Here is an 18,245-nt window from a genome sequence, read left to right on the forward strand (position 1 = left end):
ATAAATAAACTTTACATTGAACCGCTAATTGCCCAGCATTACTTTAACAATCGAATCAAGCTGCACAATGGATACCGTCTCGCCTTTTTTCACTATCCCTTCTATCCTCTTGCGGCATCTGCCGCCTTGGCACGCTCCGGAGCAGCACAAAAAATCCAACCGGAGTTGATTCAATGTATCGCTTATCATTCTACGCTGACAGTGATTATTCTGCCCTGCGGACGGTTGTACTCCTTCGGGTAGCCGAGGGCATTATTAACGAACAGGCAGCCGCCCTTCCTGTACGAATGGTTAATGTGAACATGACCGGAGCACCACACCTTCCCGTCTACATCAGCAATATACTCTGAGCCGTCAAAATAATAACAACCGCTTACCGGATCAGCAGCATGCTCTTCTGCAATATGAGACCAGTCCGGGGGGACATGTGTAATAATTACATCACTGTCATGAATAATCCGGTCCAGCTTCTCTTTCTGTTCCCGGAAGAATTCCAGCGGACGCCGCGGTGCTCCAATCGTGTAGTTACGGTCATTCAGCTGATTGGACCAAATATCCAGCATATCCGAAGGACTTTTTCCCAGTACATTGATGCCATAGGAAAAATCATACCACATGCCTGCCCCCCCCATAACGCACACCGTTCCATTCAAAGATGTCACCTTCCAGATAGTGAATCCCTTCAATGGCGGTGCCCAGCAGCTTCATCTGCGACCAGCGGTTCATCGAAGTCTGCAGCTTGTAGCGTTCCTTGCTGTTCACCAGATAATAATCATGGTTCCCGGCCACAACCAGGATGTTGGCATAATACCGTCTTAGCGCAAGCAGCAATTCCACATTCTGCTGGTTGCGGTGTCCCAGATCACCGGCAATAACGAGCACCTCTGACAACGACTGCGGCAACAGACGCTCTGCAAACTGTTCAACCTCCCGCACGTTATCCTCCGCTGCCGGTCCCTTGCGCCTGAGCCAGAAGTCCAGATGAATATCGGAAATCAGATCGAATTGAATCATCCCTTCCGCTTTCCCTTGGCCTTCTCCATATTCTCTGCCGCCCTGAATTTCACAATCCGGCTGATCAGGTCATAGGGCATCGGCTGGTCGAGCGGGAACTGGACGGAACCCTTGGCTCCTTTATAGACAGACAGCTCGTCTTTAAAAGCCTCAATTCCCCGCGGTGCCGGATAGAATCCGATGTGCTTTTTAAACGCAGCAAAATGTACCAGATTTCCATGCAGGTCAAACGTAGGCATCTGGTAGCTGATTTTCTCGGTGGCTTCGGGTGCAGCTTCATGAATGACTTTCCGTATCTCCTCCAAAAGCTCCCTGACCTCCGGTGCGGCCTGTCCAATATAATCGTCGATGTTCTCAAATGTAGCCTTGTCAGCGTCCATTTCATCATCCTCCGTAAATTAATAATAGCCCGGTTCTATCAAATACATCTCTACTATTTCTTCTTCATATGTGCAGTTTCCCGCTCATAAAGCTGAATATATTCGGTGACTGTAAGCTTTCGGCTTAACTCGCCGATCAGTTCATAAGGGATGTTGCCCGCCGGCTTGAAACGGATACAGGATTTGCCCATATCCAGCTTGGTCTTCATATGCTTCGGGTACTCCGCCCGGAACCAGGACAACAGCTCAGGCTGCATATAAATACCCATGTGATACAGTGCGATATGATTTTTCTGCGAGGCTATGCTAATGAACGGCAGCGGCTGCTCCGGCTTTACATGATACCCTGGCGGATACAGCTCATGCGGAACCACATATTCAATCCCGTAACCCGTAATCTCTGCAAAACCTTCCGGGAGATTCTCCTGAATCACGTCTCTAAGCTTTGCAATCATTATCCGGCGCTCTTCCGGCAGCTGGCGGATATATTCTTCAGGACTGCTGGCGTTGTACTCCATGTTTGCTCCTCCTCGGTCAGTCGGGTTATTTTAATCGCCCGCATCATTCAGTAATCAATCAGACGCCCGTTATCATGCCATGCCCCATACATCCGGTTCTCCCGTGTATTCGCAATGAATTTATCCAGTCTGCTCCGGAACAGCTCCGGCTGCTTCTTGTAGCCTTGTATGTTATCAATCCGGATTCTGCTGTACAGCGGCGGGAAGGCCAGAAAGTTCGCATAGACCTCCGGGTCCTCTTTTAACCTCTGCTCAATTGCTTCATCTATCACAAAAGATTCCGGGGCCATATCCGGCAGCACCCGTCTGCCCTCCTCACTCATCAGCCCCAGCTTGTCCAGGCGGCGGACCCGTTCTTTATTCAGCTCCGTCCACGAGCTTCTTTTGGATCTTGGTGACAGCCGCTGCACGACACCCTGCTCAGAGCTTTTTTTGACTCCGTCAATCCAGCCAAAGCATAGTGCCTCCTCAACCGCATCCAGATACAGCAGCTTGTCCGGAGCAGGCGTCATACTTACGCTAACCCAGCAGCTTTTTTCCGTTGAACTATATTCCTGCAGCCAGCAGCGCAGCTCCTCACGTGTTGTTAATATTAATAGATTGTCCATCTCCATAGTGTGCATTCACTCCTAACGGACTCAGATGACCTTATCCGAACTTACATTCATGTTACCACAAGCTAACGGACCCGGATGACCTTATCTGCAGCATTTCGTCCTATTATTGCCCGCCAGGCACACAATAAGGTCATTACGGTCCGTTAGACTGCACGAAAGCGCATACAATTATGAATAACGGCTGTACGGTCCGTTACGGAGTGTGGCTGGGAATTATGCCGGTGTTCGTTCAGAGTCAGACTGGGTAAATAAACGGCGCATGTTACAGAATCAGGCTGGTAATAACGCATTGTGTTTGTGTTTGTGTTTGTGTTTGTGTTTGTGTTTGTGTTTGTGTTTGTGTTTGTGTTTACATCAACATCCCCCGTCTCGCAAGCATTTGTGTATCCGCTACATTTCAAACTTCCGCCAGCCATTCCAGACAAAGCGGTATGAATGCCGCATAGTCGTCCAACAATTCCAGTGTGCCGATAACCTGACTGGCCCCCAGCTCCTGCTCTGCCTTATCTGCACATTCATCCCCGAGCGCACGTTTCAGGCTGTATTCCAGCCAGTCCAGCTTGCCCTGGTAACCGAGATTCAGCACATCCTCCCAGTTACTGCAGAGGGTTCCGCCGTTATTCCGGTAAGCCCTGATTAGCTGCTGAAAGGCCTCCTTGCTTGAATTACCCGCCTCAAATCCCGACCAGTACAACGCCACCTCAACCAGCTCCTGCATCGGATGAACAGCACCTGCCGATTCCCAGTCGATCAGGAGGGGCTGCCGGTCAGCGGTCCACAGCACATTCTTGGGATCCAGATCCCTGTGGCTGATCACCCGTTCATATTGGAGGCCCTGCGCTGCAGCGCTTGCCAGCTGTCCGTACTGCTGCAGTCTGGTGTAACCGCCGGCAAGCTTATCTGCATATTCTATTTGCAGCTGCATAGACCGTCCGGCATAAGCTTTCCAGTCCACTGCGGGCGGTATGAATGTTTCTTGCGGCAGCTCGGCCAGCAGATCAGCAAAATCCGCCGTATGAATATCCGCAAGCACCGTACCGATCTTCGCAGCGGAGTCCAGATCGACAGTTCCAGCAGGTAAGGACTTTCCTTCCCGCCATGGAAACACCAGGTAATACTGTCCGCCGGCTTCATACATGCAGCTGTCACCGTCCAGCATCGCCGGAAGTGCATTGATCCCCTGGGCCAGGGCCTTCGTTGCAACCTTTTCGGCAAATATCATATTGCCCATTGCCTCGCTGCGCTGCATGATTTGGGGATTGAGCGCTTTGACTGCATATTCCGCCCGATCAGTAACAACCCTGTACATCCTGTGCAGAAAACCGCCGCCCACCGGCTCAGGTACCCCGGTAACTGCTCCAAGCTTGTACTTGGCACACAGCGCCGCAAAATCAATCCTATAATTCGTTGCTTCCATCGTAATTGATCCTTTCATTTCGTTTAGGCCGCTCAGCGACCGCAACATATGTGTATTTGCAGAATGTTAGCGCGACATTAACTTTTTGATGCATCAGTTTTAACATTCATAGAATTTTTCTATGTTAACCTGTAGCTAATAGCGCGGGGGAGTGAACGGAATGAATTTGAATTTAATCAAGCTCCAGATAGTTGAGCTCTTGCATAAGCATAAGAAAATAACAACGGTAGCTGCTGTACTCGGCCTAAAGCAGCCGACAGTAACCTACCACCTGAAGAATCTGGAGCAGCAGCTTGGAGAGAAGCTGTTCGAGCCAAGGATGGATAAAATGATTCTTACCGAAAGCGGGAGAGCATTTCTTCATTATGCGGTCAAAATCAATGCTCTGGCCACCGAGGCAGAGCGGGTTGTGAAGGAGTTCAGCCAAGCGGGCCGCAGTACGATCAGCGTCGGGGCCAGCTACGTTCCGGCAACCTATATCCTGCCCAAAATACTCAGCAGGTTCGGTGAGCTGCATCCGGAGACAACAGTATCGCTGTCGGTCAAGCCTTCGCCTGTGATCAAGGAAATGCTGGTGAACCAGGAGCTGGACCTGGGAATTCTGTCAACAGAATCCTTTTATCTGCCCAGCCTTCACTGCCAGTCATTATGCGAGGACGAGCTTGTGCTCGTATTTGCTCCGACTCATGAATTCGCCGGTCAAGCCGGCCTGAGCGCCCCGCAGATTTCAGCGGCCAAATTCATTCTGCACAGCAGCCAGTCCAGTACCAGCCGGATCACCAGTAAATGGTTCGAGGATTGCGGCTGCGAGCCCCATGCCCCTCTGCTGCTCGATTCCCTGGAGGCGATCAAGCAGTCTCTGATGGGAGGCAGATATGTATCATTCGTTTCCCGGCTCGCCGTCGCAGAAGAAGTCGCCTCCGGTAAGCTCATGATGCGGTCTATTCCGGAATACCATTACCAGCGGAGAATCTATTATTCCTATAACCGTGACCGCCACCTGTCCCCTCCTATCGGATTTCTGATCGAGCTGATGCAGGCAGCCTGCCGGTAGATTTCTTTTAAAATTGTGAGTTTTGGTTTTCTCTTCCACATAGTATAATATACTTCATCTGGCAGAGAAAGGATGTTGATTGTTTTATGAAATTTACAGAGTATCCCTATGAACGTCCTGATATTGACAAGTTCAAGCAGGAATTCACAGCACTCCTTAAGGGACTGGAGGCAGACAGCCTGGAGGAGCAAAAAGCTTCAGTCGTCGCGCTGAATGAGTTGCGCAGCGGATTTGAAACCATGCTGAATCTGGCCTACATCCGGGCCTCGATCAATACCCTTGATGAATTTTACAAAGCTGAGCGGAATTATTTTGATGAAGTTGGACCTATACTCCAGGAGTACATAACCGATTACTACAAAGTACTCGTAAAGTCCAAATACAGGACTGAATTCGAACAGGAATGGGGTTCCCAGCTCTTTGACCTGGCTGAAATCTCAATCCGCACCTTTAGTCCGGAGATCATTGAGGATCTGCAGCTGGAGAACAAGCTGTCCACCGAATACAGCGAGCTCATCGCTTCAGCCAAAATTATGTTTGAAGGCGAAGAACGCACTTTATCCCAGCTCACACCGTTTGAGATGTCGCCCGACCGTGATATGCGTAAACGAGCTTTCCAGGCCAAATATGATTTTATGGCAGCACACGAAAGTGATTTTGACCGTATTTATGATGAGATGGTCGCCGTACGTACAGGCATTGCCCACAAGCTTGGATACCCCAGCTTCGTTGAGCTTGGCTATGACCGGATGAACCGGACTGATTATAATGCCGGCATGGTTGCCAACTTCCGCAAGCAGGTGCTGGAGCAGATTGTACCTGTAGCAATGAAGCTGAAACAGCGCCAGAATGAACGGCTGGGTCTGGACAAGCTGAAATTTTATGACGAATCCCTTGTATTTAATAGCGGAAATGCTGCGCCAAAGGGGGATGCAGACTGGATTGTGGCTAATGGTGCAAAAATGTACCGGGAGCTCTCGCCTGAAACAGACGAATTCTTTACGATGATGCAGAACAATGAGCTGATGGACCTTTTGAGCAAAAGCGGCAAGGAAGGCGGCGGGTACTGCTCCTATTTAAGCAAGTACCAAGCGCCGTTCATCTTCTCCAATTTCAACGGAACCTCAGAGGATATTGATGTACTGACCCATGAAGTGGGTCACGCGTTCCAGGTATATTCCAGCCGCGGCCTGAACATACCGGAATACGCCTTCCCAACCTACGAGGCGGCTGAGATCCACTCGATGAGCATGGAGTTTATTGCCTGGCCATGGATGGATCTGTTCTTTAAGGAGGATGCCGATAAATACCGGTTCAACCATCTGGCCGGCAGCCTGGAGTTTGTCCCTTATGGCGTAGCGGTTGACGAGTTCCAGCACTTCGTCTACAGCCACCCGGAAGCGACTCCGCAGGAACGCAAGCAGGCCTGGCGGGAAATCGAGCAGAGATATCTGCCTCACCGCGATTATGACGGCAACAGCTATCTGGAACAGGGCGGCTTCTGGCATAAGCAGTCGCATATCTTCCGCACCCCGTTCTACTATATCGACTACACTCTGGCCCAGCTGTGCGCATTCCAGTTCTGGAAACGTTCGAACGAGAACTTTGAGGAGGCCTGGAGTGACTATCTGCAGCTCTGCAAGGCCGGAGGCAGCAAGTCTTTCGTAGAGCTTGTAAAGCTTGCCGGGCTCATCTCACCGTTCCAGGACGGCTGCGTCAGCTCCGTAATCGGTGAAATTGAGAGCTGGCTGGATTCAATCGACGACAAAGCATTGTAAGACAGCTTCACTGGCTGCTATAAGCCAGCGGGCATAACAGAAAAGTCCCGCCTCCCGGAATAAGCCGGAGTGCGGGACTCTTCCATTTAAATAGCATGGAAAGGCAGGCGACAGACATGCACAAGGAATCCGTATCTCATCATTCATACGAGGAAATGGCAGAATACTATTTTCGCGATATAGACAACAAGCCCTACAATGCCCATTACGAACGTCCTGCCACCTTGTCGTTACTTCCTGCGGTTGAAGGCAAATCCGTTGTCGATGCGGGCTGTGCCGCAGGCTGGTATACAGAGCAGCTGCTTGGCATGGGGGCAAAGGTTACGGCTGTTGATTTCAGCGCCCGGATGATTGAAATGACCCGCAGACGGGTTGGCGGCAGAGCCCGGCTCATTCAAGCCGATTTAAATGAGCCGCTGGAATTTCTGAAGGATGCTTCGCAGGACGTTATTCTCTCTTCGCTGGCGCTTCATTACCTCAAGGACTGGGCCCCTGTGATGAGCGAATTCCATAGAGCGCTGAAGCCCGGGGGAGTATTGGTCTTCTCTGTGCATCATCCGTTTATGGATTTCACCCATTTTAATAAGGATAATTATTTCCTGACCGAGCTGCTGAATGATGAATGGGATACGCCTGACGGCAAGGTAAAGGTCCAGTTTTACCGCCGCCCGCTGCACGAGATTATTTCTGCAGTACATCATGCCGGATTTGTCCTCGAAGAGCTGCTTGAGCCAATGCCCACGGAAGCCTTCAGACAGCAGGCACCGCTTGCTTACGACAGGCTTACGCGCAAACCGCAGTTTTTGTTCATCCGGGCACGTAAACCGCAGCTATAGCTCACGGTCGGCAAAGCTCCGGAAATTCCCGGTTACCGCCACCGGAACGCTGCCCTTCAGGTAAAAATAATCCTTTGCCTTCCAGGTATGGCTGCCTTTGTCCGATCTGCGCACATAGACATAGTTATATGTGGAGGTGGCGAAGGTGCGGAACCCTTTTCTTTTGCAGCGCCTGAGAAAGTTAACATCCTCACCAACCGAGCGGTCGGGGAACAGCACCTGCCGGGTCACCTGTTTCCTGAACAGCAGCGTACCCCCCTGCAAAAAAACCACCGGCTTCCGCTGCTCCTTCGGCGACCGGATGATCAGCTGGCGGCTTGCCTCCAGATAGACAAGACAGGCATGCTTGCCGACAATATCACTTCCGGTACGGTTCAGCGCCCTGATCTGCTCTGTCAGATAATAAGGGGAATAATAGTCATCATCGTCAAATTTGGCGATCAGCGGATAACGCGCCTTGGTGATGGCACCGTTCAGGCATTGGCCGAGCGAGACGGACTCCGGCAGCTTAAATACCGAAATGTTGTGCCCGGAGCCTGCCCTCATCTGATATTCCTTCAGCTTCATGCTGTCCTTGTTAAGGATAATAATCAGTTCCTTGTGCTTGACCTGCTGTCTTTTGTAATTGGCAAGCAGATTGTCAAAAAATTCCGGGCGATTCGTGCATACGATAATGGAGACTGCATTAACATACTTATCCGCCGCTTTTCCCACTGCCCCTCTCTCCCCTCCTGTTATCCCTTCAACATATGAGCTCCGTTCAGGGCCCGTTCGGGCATAGGTCAAGTACTGGTAATCCTAGTATCATTAGCTCATATTTTTGCCAATTCTCCCCTGAACCGCAAGATGTGAGTTATTGATTGTAGCCGCACTTTCCGGCCTTACGGTATAATTTCGCTTGATCAGGCCATCCGGCCGGTCGAATACAGGTATATATGGAGGGGATTCCGGTTTTGTATAAAAAACGCTTGCTGTCTGTACTCACATCCATCCTGTTACTGTCATCCTCGCTTCCGCCGCCCGTCTCTGCAGCAGAAGGTTCTGACGCTGATCCGGCTGCCGGTATGATCAACATCAGCAGCAGCTGGAAGGGCAGCGTGTTCGGCGATGTAGGCGGACAGGACAAAATTACGGCGGCGAACTTCGGCATCACGGAGCAGGCGGATTCTACTGTTACCCTGCGCAGTTCTGCCGACCGCGGCAAAATTTCCGGCAGCACCGAGGGGATCGCTTATTATTTTCAGCAGATTGATCCGGAAACGGACTTCGAGCTCAAGGCTACAGCTCATGTGGATGCCTGGACAGCGAACAATCAGGTGTCGTTCGGAATTATGCTGCGCAGCAATGTGTGGGATAACCAGTCCGGGGCGTACACAGGGGATTTCACTGCACTTGGCGCATTGGACCAAGAAATGAAAGCGTTTTATAAGCAGGGCGGCAGCCTGCAGAAGACCGGCTATCTGTTTGATACAGCCGGCAAGCCTGCAGCCGGTGAGGATTACGATCTCAGCATCCGAAAAACCGGGAATCTGTATGTATTCACCCTTGACGGTGTAACCAAAACGCTCGAAGGCTTCGGCGGTGCTGCTCAATATGCCGGACTTTATACCGCCAGGAACACAACCGTTACTTTTAGTAATGTACAGCTGCTTCAGGAGAAGCCCATAGAGCTCGGTCCCTGGACGTACAGCGCTTTTGGCGGGAACACCAGTGCAGTGAAGAACCCTGCGCCAGTGGACGCAACTGAGACCTCGGTGACTCTGGAAACCTACGGCGGAAAAATCTCCGGCAGCGACGAAGGGCTTTCCTTCTATTTCAGGGAGATACCTGCCCAGGCTAATTTTGAGCTTACAGCCACAGCCAAGGTCATTTCGTTCAACAGCAACAGCAGCATCAGCACGCCGAACCAGAAATCATTCGGACTGATGCTGCGGGACAGCGTGGGGATAAACGGCGATTCCGCTGCAGCAACCTCCAATTACGCTGCAGTCGGTGCGCTGGATCAGGTAATCAAGGCCTTTTACAAGCAGGCGGCCCAGGTGAAGCTGAGTCCGTTCAGCGGTATTCCTGCTCCGGCCGCCGGTGAAGAATACGGGCTCCGTATCAAAAAATCCGGCAACACCCTGCAGCTTAGCGCCGGCGGCCAGACCGAAACGGTAACCCTGGACGGAGCCTTCAGTGATACGCTGTTTGCAGGGGTATACGCTGCCAGGGATGCCGTTATCGCCTTCAGCGATATCAGTATCAGGCTGGAGACCAAAACGGTCACCGCCTTGACGGCTGATGCCAGTACGATGCTAAAGACCTCTTATTTCATCGGGGAGGCGCTTGACTTGACGGGCCTGTCTGTTAAAGCACTGTACTCCGATAATAGTGAGGCTGTCCTGTCACCGGCTGACTTTATCGTTACAGGCTTTGACAGCAGCAAAGCCGGGGCAAACACGGTAACTATTCATTATAATGGCGCGTCTGCGGCAATTACCCTGCAGATTCTTCCGCTGTCCATGTCCGGGCTTACGGTCAAATACTTTCCGGCCAAAACGGTCTATTATCCGGGCGATGCCTTCGATTCGCAGGGTCTTGTCCTGCTGGCCGGCTATAACGGCAGCCAGGCAGCGACAGAACTGGACGCCAGTCTCTACTCGCTCTCCATAAAAGGTCAGAGTGTAACGGAGCAGGCGCCATACCTGTTTACCGAACCGGGCGTTTATGAGGTGACTGTCACCTCAGTGGAGACACCGGAAGTAACAACTGCCTTTGACATTAAGGTTCAGGATGCTGCTCTCAGTAATCTGGAGATCCGCAATCTCCCGGAGCAGACTGTATATTACATCGGGGATTCGCTTAAGCTGGAGGGCCTTGTGCTCTACGCGCATTACAGCGACGGGACATCACAGCGGCTGATAAAAGAGGAATACACGGTTTCCCCGCTTGATACATCGGCTCCAGGCACTAAGGAAATTACAGTGAGCCACAAAGGAGTTACCGCTAAGTTTCCTGTTCAGGTCAAAATAAAACAGCTGACCGGCATTGAAGTCACAGCCTATCCAAAAACAACCTTCCTGCTGGACGACAGCTTTGACAGCGAAGGATTGGCCGTTTCCAAGGTATACGACAACGGAGACCGAGAAGTGCTGAGCAGCTATACGCTTGACACAAGCAAGTTTAACAACAGGGCACCCGGGGTGTATGCTATCGGGATTATTCCGGCTGATCACTCTATTGATCCCATTACTTATTCTGTAACGGTAAGAGAAGCATCTCAGCCGGTATGGAACAGCATCCAATTCGGCCAGTCTACATCCGCTGCCAATAACCAGACGCTTGTCCGCGAGGATGGCTCCGTCCGTCTGACTGCCCTGGAAGGCGGGGGCAAGGTGACTGAGGATCATGACGGCATCACGTTCTACTACACCGTGCTGGATGCGGCACAGGATAATTTCGTGCTGTCTGCAGACATTCAGGTATCGGCCTATGCCAAATCCCCGCATGACGGCCAGGAATCCTTTGGTATCATGGCCCGGGATGTCATCGGGACCGCAGGCAATTCCAGCGTGTTCGCTTCTAACATTGCGGCAATCGGCGGCTACAGCGGCGGCACCAAGAGCAGCAACGGAACCCAGCTGTTCGTTCGCACCGGAGTGGAGTCCTCTGACGGGGCCGGCAGCAAGGGAATCCAGGCTGTTATGCTGAAGAATGAGCAGCCTGCTCCAGGCAATACGTTCCCTGCAGCCCCTTACCGTCTGACGTTATCCAAGACTAACAGCGGCTTCAGAGGCCAGCTTAACGACGGTAAGCAGGCGGTGTTCTTTACACCGGATATTCTGAACGTGCAGGACGGCAAAATGTATGTCGGCTTCTACACAGCCCGGCTTGCTACCATCGATGTCAGCAGCATTCAGCTGACCGTAACCTCGGCGGCGACGGATGCCCCTAAGGTAGATCCGCCGCAAAATCCGGTTACGCCAGCCTTTGACATCCTTTCTCTGGGCAGAACCTCCCTGTCTGAATATCAGCTGATTCTGCGGCCGAATGTCAGCGGAACGGTCACACTGAAGCAGGGCTCTGCTGTAATTGCCCAGGATGTCAGAGCTGCAGCCGGCAAACGGCTTGCACTTCCGGCTGCACTTGCGGCGCAGGATACGAATTTCAGCATCAGCTTTTTGCCGGATGATACCCAGTACCTGACCTCCTACGATAAAATCGTCCGCAACTTCACCGTTACTATGAAAAGCTATGCTGACAATAGTGATATCTACGTCTCTCCTGCCGGAACCAGCTCCGGGGACGGTACGATGGAGCATCCGCTCGATGTTGATACCGCGATTGATTTCGTACAGCCGGGACAGCATATTGTCGTCCTGGACGGCCGGTACGTGCGCAGCAGCAAGCTGGAGATTAAGAAATACAATGACGGGACGCCAGATGCCATGAAGGTGCTTGAAGCTGCTCCCGGAGCAAGACCGGTTTTTGATTTTGACAAAAAAACAGAAGGCGTCCTGCTGAGCGGCAGCTACTGGCACATCAAGGGACTGGATTTCACACGTACGGCCGGCAATACCAAGGGCTTTACCGTGGGCGGCAATCATAACATCGTTGAAAACAGCCGTTTTTACGCCAACGGCGACACCGGCCTGCAGATCAGCCGGACGGACGGAACCGCTGCGGAAATCGCAGATTGGCCGTCGTATAACCTGATTCTGAACAGCTCCTCCTTCGATAACCGTGACCCTTCCGATAATAATGCCGACGGCTTCGCAGCCAAGCTGACCTCCGGTGTCGGCAATGTGTTCAGAGGCTGCCTGTCGTACAACAATATTGACGACGGGTGGGATTTGTACACCAAGGCGGGAACGGGAGCGATTGGTGCTGTGCTGATCGAGGACAGCGCCGCCTTCAACAACGGCCGTCTGACAGACGGAACGGTAGGTGCAGGTGACAAAAACGGCTTCAAGCTCGGCGGGGAAGGGATTTCGGTCCATCATACGATCCGTAATTCCATCGCCTTCGGCAATGGAGCGTACGGCTATACCAGCAACAGCAATCCCGGCGTCATTGCCGAGAACAATGTCGGCTTCAACAATACGCGCGCAATCTCAGCTTCACCACTTATGATCACATCACACCGGATTTTACTATTGACGGCTTCCTGTCTTACCGGTCGGCCAGCATTGCCAAGGACCAGTATCCGCCGGGACTGGCAGCAGACAATAACTTTATGTATGACGGAACCGTATCGGCGAACAAGTCCGGCAAGCAGCTCAGCGATGCCAACTTCGCCAGCCTTACCCCGGTCAGCTCCTATGCAAGAGATGCTGCCGGGAACGTGATCTGGGGCGATTTCCTGAAATTCATTCCGTTTAGTGACAATGAACCCGGAGGGGAAGAGCCTGTTGCGACTTCAACTCCAGGGGCAACTCCAAGCCCAAGTGCAACACCGCAGCCGGCAGCCACCGCAGTTCCGGCGATTCCGGGCGGCACCGGAGCAACAGCTGATCTTGCTGTAACGGCGGTACAGCCGGATGGAAGCGTCAGCGTTACCCTCCCTGTTACGGCTGCACAAGGCACGGCCCGGGCGGCACTGACTGATACCACGCTGCAAAATGGGCTTGCCCAGGCTAAGAGCCAGGCAGACGGCACCCGGCTGCTTCAGCTCCGGCTGAAGGAGAACGCGGCAGACGGCTTCAGCGCGTATGAAATTACACTCCCTGCGTCCTTGTTTACAACCGTGAACTCGAGGGTACAGCTGGAGGTAGATACTGCCATCGCGGACTTTGTGCTCCCGGATACACTATTCCGGTCAGCAAAGCTCACAGGTGCCAGTACGGTTATGCTGAAGGTAAGCATCGCTGAACCTTCCGGTGCCCTGAAAGGACAGCCGGGAAGCTCTCCGCTTATAGCCTATGAGCTTCTGGTGGACGGCAAGGCAACAGGAGCTGACAGCCTGAGCTCAGCAATCGGAATTCGTCTGCCTTACCAGACTGCCCTGCCTGCTTCCGAACACCCGTTTATCGTTGTCTGGCAGGTCAGCGGCAGCGGCACCATTAAGCCGGTCGTGAACAGTGCTTATGATGCCGAAGGACGGCAGGCGGTCTTCCAGTCTAATCATCCTGCCGGGCAATATGCGGCGGTCCTTGATCATCCGGCCTTCGGGGATGTCTCCGGCCAGCACTGGGCCAAGAATGAAATCGAGGTTCTGGCTTCGCGCGGGATTATCCAAGGCGTACCTGAGGGCGGTTTCATGCCGGGACAGTCCATCACACGGGCAGACTTTGCCTCAATGCTGGTGCGGCTGCTGAATCTGTCCGGTACCGCAGGCAGCACCGGCGCAGGCTTCACAGATGTTGAGCCGGAAGATTACTTCTACGGCGATTTGTTGACAGCCAAGCAGCATGGTCTGATTAACGGCCGCCAGGACGGCAGCTTTAATCCGCAAGCGCCGGTCTCCCGTCAGGATATGTTTGTGATGACGGCCAGAGCGCTCAAGGCTGCGGGTATCCTGCAAGGGGACTCCGCCGCCGCAGCCAGCGCGTCAGCTAATTTCGCCGACCAGGCTGGTATTGCCTCCTACGCTGCCGCTGACATTACCGCATTGGCTGGGGCTGGCTTTATTAAGGGAGATGCAGGCGGCCTTCTGCATCCGTCGGACCTGTCCACCCGTGCTGAAGCAGCTGTCTTGATCTACCGGATTCTAATGCGGCAATAGCTGCAAAGAAGGAGACCTTTTGTAACAAGCAGCGATATATGCACTACCGGCGTCAGGTCGCTAACGATGAGATCCTAAATAGACTTCTCCATACAGCACAAAGAGACGGCACTTCTGCCGTCTCTTTGTGTATATCTGTCTAGTAGTTTACGAGCCACTATCAGTAAAGCACCCGACACTATGGGTTTGAGTTTGGCTACTTGTACCTTCAGCAGATAACCAGCCCGTCCTATTCCAGTCCGTGCTGCTTCCGGATGTTGTACATCCCGGCAAGCACCAGCTCGGATGGATCGCGGTTCAGCTGGAAGTGTGTGAAGAGCAGCTGGAGCGGAACAGCACAGACATTGTTGCCGTCTGTAATAGACGGGAAGCCTGCCTCGAATACCGGTCCGTGGTCTTCATTCCAGGCCAATCCTGCGTGTACCTTCTCCGGCGCAAATTCTTCTTCCACTGTCTTGATGCACAAAGGAATCACCTTGTTGTCGATGATCGCCTTAGCCTCATCTTCGCTCTCCGGCTGCTTCGGAAGCGTCTGGCCTCCCTTGGTCTTCATCATTTCGTGGAAGAAGGAGGATACCCATACTTCCGGGTTCTTGTCCGACTGGAACCGGTTCACCAGCTCGCGCAGGAAAAATCCGGTCGAATAAACATCGCCCGATTCATTTTTCACATGGTATACAAAGACAGGTCCAAAAGCCGCCAGATTAATAATCTGGCTCTGCACCTCTTTAAAGTACATTTTCAAAGCTACCATACCATTATGATGAACCGCTTTGATCAGCTCGTTCCATTTCTCTTCGGTCATACCTGCCGGGTTATTGCCGGTTTCCTCAGTCGCTGTTTCAGTTGCTGTTTCATTTACTGTTTCATTCTCATTATTCATTCGTCTTTTCACCCCGCTATCTATCATACCATCAACCGGCCCCGGGTAAAATATAATCCTCATTCCCACCCGAAGCCGGTCTGCCTGCACAGGCATAACAATCCTTGCAGCGGCGGGCTTTTACCCGCGCTTGTGTCGTAATTTTACAATACAGTGAAAACTATTTCCTGTAAAATATTTATATCTCATTCTACATGTTGAGTGATTATGACGGTACAGCCGGTTATCCGGCAGAGTCAGTCCAGGAGCTTGTTGCCATATTTGAGCACGAAGCTGCACTGAAACAGGCCTACGACAGCATAAAGACCGTAAGCACAACCATTACGCCGCTCGGTCCGGTTTTCTACAGTCCGTGCATGGTGCAGTTTGCTGATCCTTTCGGCGTCCGCTGGTGCTTGATGGTTTGATTCCGGCACGCAAAAAGACACCTTCACAGCGATCACTGTGAAGGTGTCTGCACCTCTCTAAGTTACAGCGGTTTATTTGGCCGCCTTGGCTGCGTCGAGAATTGCCTTGAGGTAACCATGGGTATCCACAAGAGTGGCTCCGCTTACTGCATCGACTACCTGCTCAGCCGATTTGTATGTCAGGGTCTGTTCCAGTGATTTGATGGTTCTGCCTGTTGCGAATTTCTCGATCGCTGCCAGGTTCTTGTCATAAGCTACTGTAGAGCCTGCAGCTTCTGCCATGTGCTCACTGTAGTATTTACTGTTGGCTTTTTTGGAAGCAAGAACGACGTTAGGATCTTTATAATTCTGGCCAAAGTCTTTATCCGAGTTAGGCACTCCCTTAGCCACATCAGTGCTCAGGAACTGGTAGTCATCCAGCGAAGCAGCTACGATTACACCGTTCTGAACGACTGCAACTGCTACAGTAAAGCATTTAGTCCCGTGGGCTGCTGCCTATACACGGCCCACTTTCAAAGGTGCACTTGCTGCAGAAGATACGTTGTTAAGTGCACCGCTATTGCCTACGCCTACAAGTGCCAGTGAGAGTCCAGCCACCAGCATTAATTTTGTAACTTTTTTCACAAACATTCCCCCAGTCATGTTATAAAAAACGCTTACAACCTATTTTTATCAAATTCTAGCATTAAACACTGTTACAAATGTTACTAGAAATATGTTAATTCGTGGAAGTCATAGTCAGGAGGCATAATGATCAGACATCTCCCTAACGCGCTCACCGTTATGCGGATCATCGGCTCGCTCAGCCTGCTGTTTGCAGAGCCGCTATCCGGCTTGTTTTTGACCATATATACAGTATGCGGGGTAACCGACGTGCTGGACGGCTATATCGCACGTAAAACAAACAGCGCCAGCGAAGCTGGCGCAAGTCTCGACAGTGTAGCCGATGTATTTTTTATAGGCGTGTTACTGCTGGTTTTCCTCCCGCTCCTTCAGCTGTCTGTATGGATCATTTGCTGGATAGCCGGCATTGCCGCCATCCGCACCGCTTCCCTTCTGACCGGATGGTTCAGATACCGCGCTCTCGCGTTCATCCATACCTATGCTAACAAGGCAACCGGACTGCTGCTGTTCTGCTTCCCGTTTCTGTACGATCTGCTTGGACTTGCGGTAACCGCCAGCCTGCTGTGCTTCGCGGCCAGCCTGTCAGCCCTTGAGGAGCTGGCGATCAATTGCAGATCACAGGAGCTAAATAGAGATACCCGTTATTTCCAATGGAAAAGATAGCTTGCCAGCAACATACATCACGACTGCTGAAACAGTGTAGCAGACATTCTGCCCTCGGGGCATAGGAACATGTAATAGATCCCTTCCCCGTACTCCTCTACCGCTTCCCAGTCCAGCTGGCCGATAAAATGCATGCGCTGCGAGCAGCAGGGACATTCTGGATATTCTGCATCCTGAATCCAGGTCGGATATCCGCCAATCTGCGAAGCCCAAGGCTCCATGGTCCACTGAACGGCATGATAGGTGTTCCTCGGTTCCTCTGCTATCCGGAATTGTTTTCCGGCAGACAGGTATGCCCGGCTATCCTCATCCGGATCTGTCTCCCGCAAATAATCAGGCTTTCTGTTAAAATCATTCCACCGCGCTCCCTGATAGGAATCCAGCTCCATGTACACCGGACCGTAACAGCTGCAAATGACACAGGTCTGCACCTGCAGCCGTTGTCCGGTCAGAGGGAAATGTTGAACCGCAGGATGTCCGGCAGCAATATCCATAAGGACCGTCAGCCGGCTCCCGCACCAGGCACAGGTCTGACTGCTTTCCTTCAGAAAGGCTGCACCGGTATCCTCAAAGTGTGCCGTTTCGCCAGAGGGCACTGTATTTCCGGCTGTTTTTACAATGGCATAATTATCCGGATAAAATAAATCCCGCCGCTTCCCGTCCGCAGTCAGCTCCCAGCCGGCTTCATGTGCATACCGTTCAGGCGCTATATACAGCTCATCTACCCATTCCGGTGCATGCTCCCGCCATTCCCGGAAGCGCTGAACGACAACATCGTCACCGATCCAGCTTAGTATAAGCAGCAGGGAATTACGGTTCTCCCCGTCTGTTTCCACCTGCTCCAGCAGCAGATCCCGGATATCCGCCGGTGCATGTTTATACAAAAATGCCGGATCGTATATTTCCCGGTGAATCAGCTCAGCAATAATGCCGGTTCTGCTAAGCAGCCGGTTGTTATAGCAGACCAGCGACATCAGGATTTCAGTGCAGACCTCTTCATCCCCTGTCTGCAGTAATTCAATAGCATAAGCCTCAAGCCTGCAGGCGTCCTCTTTGGAAAGTGAACGGTACAGCTCCTCCTTGCCGGATCTATAGGTCGTGTACACAATGAGCGGGTCATAAGGTCTGGAAGCATGCATAATCTTCAGCACCTCAACAGGGTCCGTAATGCCTGCATATAAATCCACTGTTTGACGGTGCTTCATAATGTAGGCCTGCCGTTCCTGACGTTCTTTTTCCTGCACGCAGGGCATACAGTAGCCGCCGGTTTTCTGAAACGTAGCCGGAAGAATGGTCGCGCTGCAGCCTTCACTTTTGCAGGGGATGCGTTCTGTCATTGATAATCCTC

The 18,245-nt window shown here is 52.1% G+C and carries 17 protein-coding genes; 6 read left to right on the forward strand and 11 right to left on the reverse strand.

Features of this window, described 5'->3' with window-relative positions; all coding sequences use genetic code 11:
* Window positions 1-185 precede the first annotated feature (185 nt).
* From AWJ19_RS02360 to AWJ19_RS02385, 6 genes are all read right to left on the reverse strand, one after another.
* The gene (locus AWJ19_RS02360; RefSeq protein WP_068721210.1) at window positions 186-617 is read right to left on the reverse strand and encodes a hypothetical protein; all 432 of its coding nucleotides are present in this window, start codon (window positions 615-617) and stop codon (window positions 186-188) included.
* Window positions 607-1,014 carry a metallophosphoesterase gene (locus AWJ19_RS02365; RefSeq protein WP_068721212.1) on the reverse strand — a complete coding sequence of 136 codons (408 nt, stop codon included), beginning with the start codon at window positions 1,012-1,014 and terminating at the stop codon, window positions 607-609. The genes AWJ19_RS02360 and AWJ19_RS02365 overlap by 11 nt, the downstream gene beginning before the upstream one ends.
* Window positions 1,011-1,394 (reverse strand): DUF1801 domain-containing protein, encoded by a 384-nt coding sequence (locus AWJ19_RS02370; RefSeq protein ID WP_068721214.1) that lies wholly within the window; start codon window positions 1,392-1,394, stop codon window positions 1,011-1,013. The genes AWJ19_RS02365 and AWJ19_RS02370 overlap by 4 nt, the downstream gene beginning before the upstream one ends.
* A gap of 53 nt (window positions 1,395-1,447) precedes the next feature.
* Window positions 1,448-1,912, reverse strand: a complete 465-nt coding sequence (locus AWJ19_RS02375; RefSeq protein WP_068721216.1) for a DUF1801 domain-containing protein — start codon at window positions 1,910-1,912, stop codon at window positions 1,448-1,450.
* A gap of 47 nt (window positions 1,913-1,959) precedes the next feature.
* Window positions 1,960-2,526: a YdeI/OmpD-associated family protein gene (locus tag AWJ19_RS02380; protein WP_068721218.1), complete on the reverse strand. Its 567-nt coding sequence runs from the start codon at window positions 2,524-2,526 to the stop codon at window positions 1,960-1,962.
* 400 nt (window positions 2,527-2,926) lie between these two features.
* A complete protein-coding gene (locus AWJ19_RS02385) occupies window positions 2,927-3,964 on the reverse strand; it encodes an aminoglycoside phosphotransferase family protein (RefSeq protein ID WP_157889924.1) in 1,038 nt (345 codons plus the stop codon).
* Window positions 3,965-4,106: 142 nt separating this feature from the next.
* Here AWJ19_RS02385 and AWJ19_RS02390 point away from each other — a divergent pair, with 142 nt between their 5' ends.
* The 3 genes from AWJ19_RS02390 (at window position 4,107) to AWJ19_RS02400 (ending at window position 7,614) form a co-directional block, all read left to right on the forward strand.
* Window positions 4,107-5,000: a LysR family transcriptional regulator gene (locus tag AWJ19_RS02390; protein WP_068721222.1), complete on the forward strand. Its 894-nt coding sequence runs from the start codon at window positions 4,107-4,109 to the stop codon at window positions 4,998-5,000.
* 86 nt (window positions 5,001-5,086) lie between these two features.
* Window positions 5,087-6,778 carry a M3 family oligoendopeptidase gene (locus AWJ19_RS02395; RefSeq protein WP_068721224.1) on the forward strand — a complete coding sequence of 564 codons (1,692 nt, stop codon included), beginning with the start codon at window positions 5,087-5,089 and terminating at the stop codon, window positions 6,776-6,778.
* Window positions 6,779-6,894: 116 nt separating this feature from the next.
* Entirely contained in the window at window positions 6,895-7,614 is a 720-nt protein-coding gene (locus tag AWJ19_RS02400) for a class I SAM-dependent methyltransferase (protein WP_068721226.1), read from the forward strand.
* Here AWJ19_RS02400 and AWJ19_RS02405 read toward each other — a convergent pair.
* The gene (locus tag AWJ19_RS02405; protein WP_068721228.1) at window positions 7,609-8,328 is read right to left on the reverse strand and encodes a glycosyltransferase; all 720 of its coding nucleotides are present in this window, start codon (window positions 8,326-8,328) and stop codon (window positions 7,609-7,611) included. The genes AWJ19_RS02400 and AWJ19_RS02405 overlap by 6 nt on opposite strands.
* A 239-nt stretch (window positions 8,329-8,567) precedes the next feature.
* On the opposite strand from AWJ19_RS02405, the gene AWJ19_RS02410 reads away from it, so the two are divergent.
* Both AWJ19_RS02410 and AWJ19_RS35555 read left to right on the forward strand, forming a co-directional pair.
* A complete protein-coding gene (locus AWJ19_RS02410) occupies window positions 8,568-12,944 on the forward strand; it encodes a bacterial Ig-like domain-containing protein (protein ID WP_068721230.1) in 4,377 nt (1,458 codons plus the stop codon).
* A complete protein-coding gene (locus tag AWJ19_RS35555) occupies window positions 12,833-14,320 on the forward strand; it encodes an S-layer homology domain-containing protein (protein WP_068721232.1) in 1,488 nt (495 codons plus the stop codon). The genes AWJ19_RS02410 and AWJ19_RS35555 overlap by 112 nt, the downstream gene beginning before the upstream one ends.
* A 229-nt stretch (window positions 14,321-14,549) precedes the next feature.
* On the opposite strand, the gene AWJ19_RS02420 is transcribed toward AWJ19_RS35555, so the two are convergent.
* The 3 genes from AWJ19_RS02420 to AWJ19_RS37155 form a co-directional block, all read right to left on the reverse strand.
* Window positions 14,550-15,203, reverse strand: coding sequence for a hypothetical protein (locus AWJ19_RS02420; RefSeq protein WP_068721234.1), 654 nt, complete (start codon window positions 15,201-15,203; stop codon window positions 14,550-14,552).
* Between the two features lie 479 nt (window positions 15,204-15,682).
* Entirely contained in the window at window positions 15,683-15,988 is a 306-nt protein-coding gene (locus AWJ19_RS35560; protein ID WP_198536451.1) for a hypothetical protein, read from the reverse strand.
* A 117-nt stretch (window positions 15,989-16,105) separates the two neighbouring features.
* A complete protein-coding gene (locus AWJ19_RS37155; RefSeq protein ID WP_277815775.1) occupies window positions 16,106-16,234 on the reverse strand; it encodes a hypothetical protein in 129 nt (42 codons plus the stop codon).
* 126 nt (window positions 16,235-16,360) lie between these two features.
* Between AWJ19_RS37155 and AWJ19_RS02435 the strand changes: the two genes are divergently transcribed.
* Window positions 16,361-16,897: a CDP-alcohol phosphatidyltransferase family protein gene (locus tag AWJ19_RS02435; protein WP_198536452.1), complete on the forward strand. Its 537-nt coding sequence runs from the start codon at window positions 16,361-16,363 to the stop codon at window positions 16,895-16,897.
* Window positions 16,898-16,914: 17 nt separating this feature from the next.
* Here AWJ19_RS02435 and AWJ19_RS02440 read toward each other — a convergent pair whose 3' ends face one another.
* Window positions 16,915-18,234, reverse strand: coding sequence for a DUF1963 domain-containing protein (locus tag AWJ19_RS02440; RefSeq protein ID WP_068721238.1), 1,320 nt, complete (start codon window positions 18,232-18,234; stop codon window positions 16,915-16,917).
* Between the last annotated feature and the right edge of the window lie 11 nt (window positions 18,235-18,245).

The organism is Paenibacillus sp. DMB5 (assembly GCF_001517085.1).
Taxonomy (GTDB): domain Bacteria; phylum Bacillota; class Bacilli; order Paenibacillales; family Paenibacillaceae; genus Paenibacillus_AQ.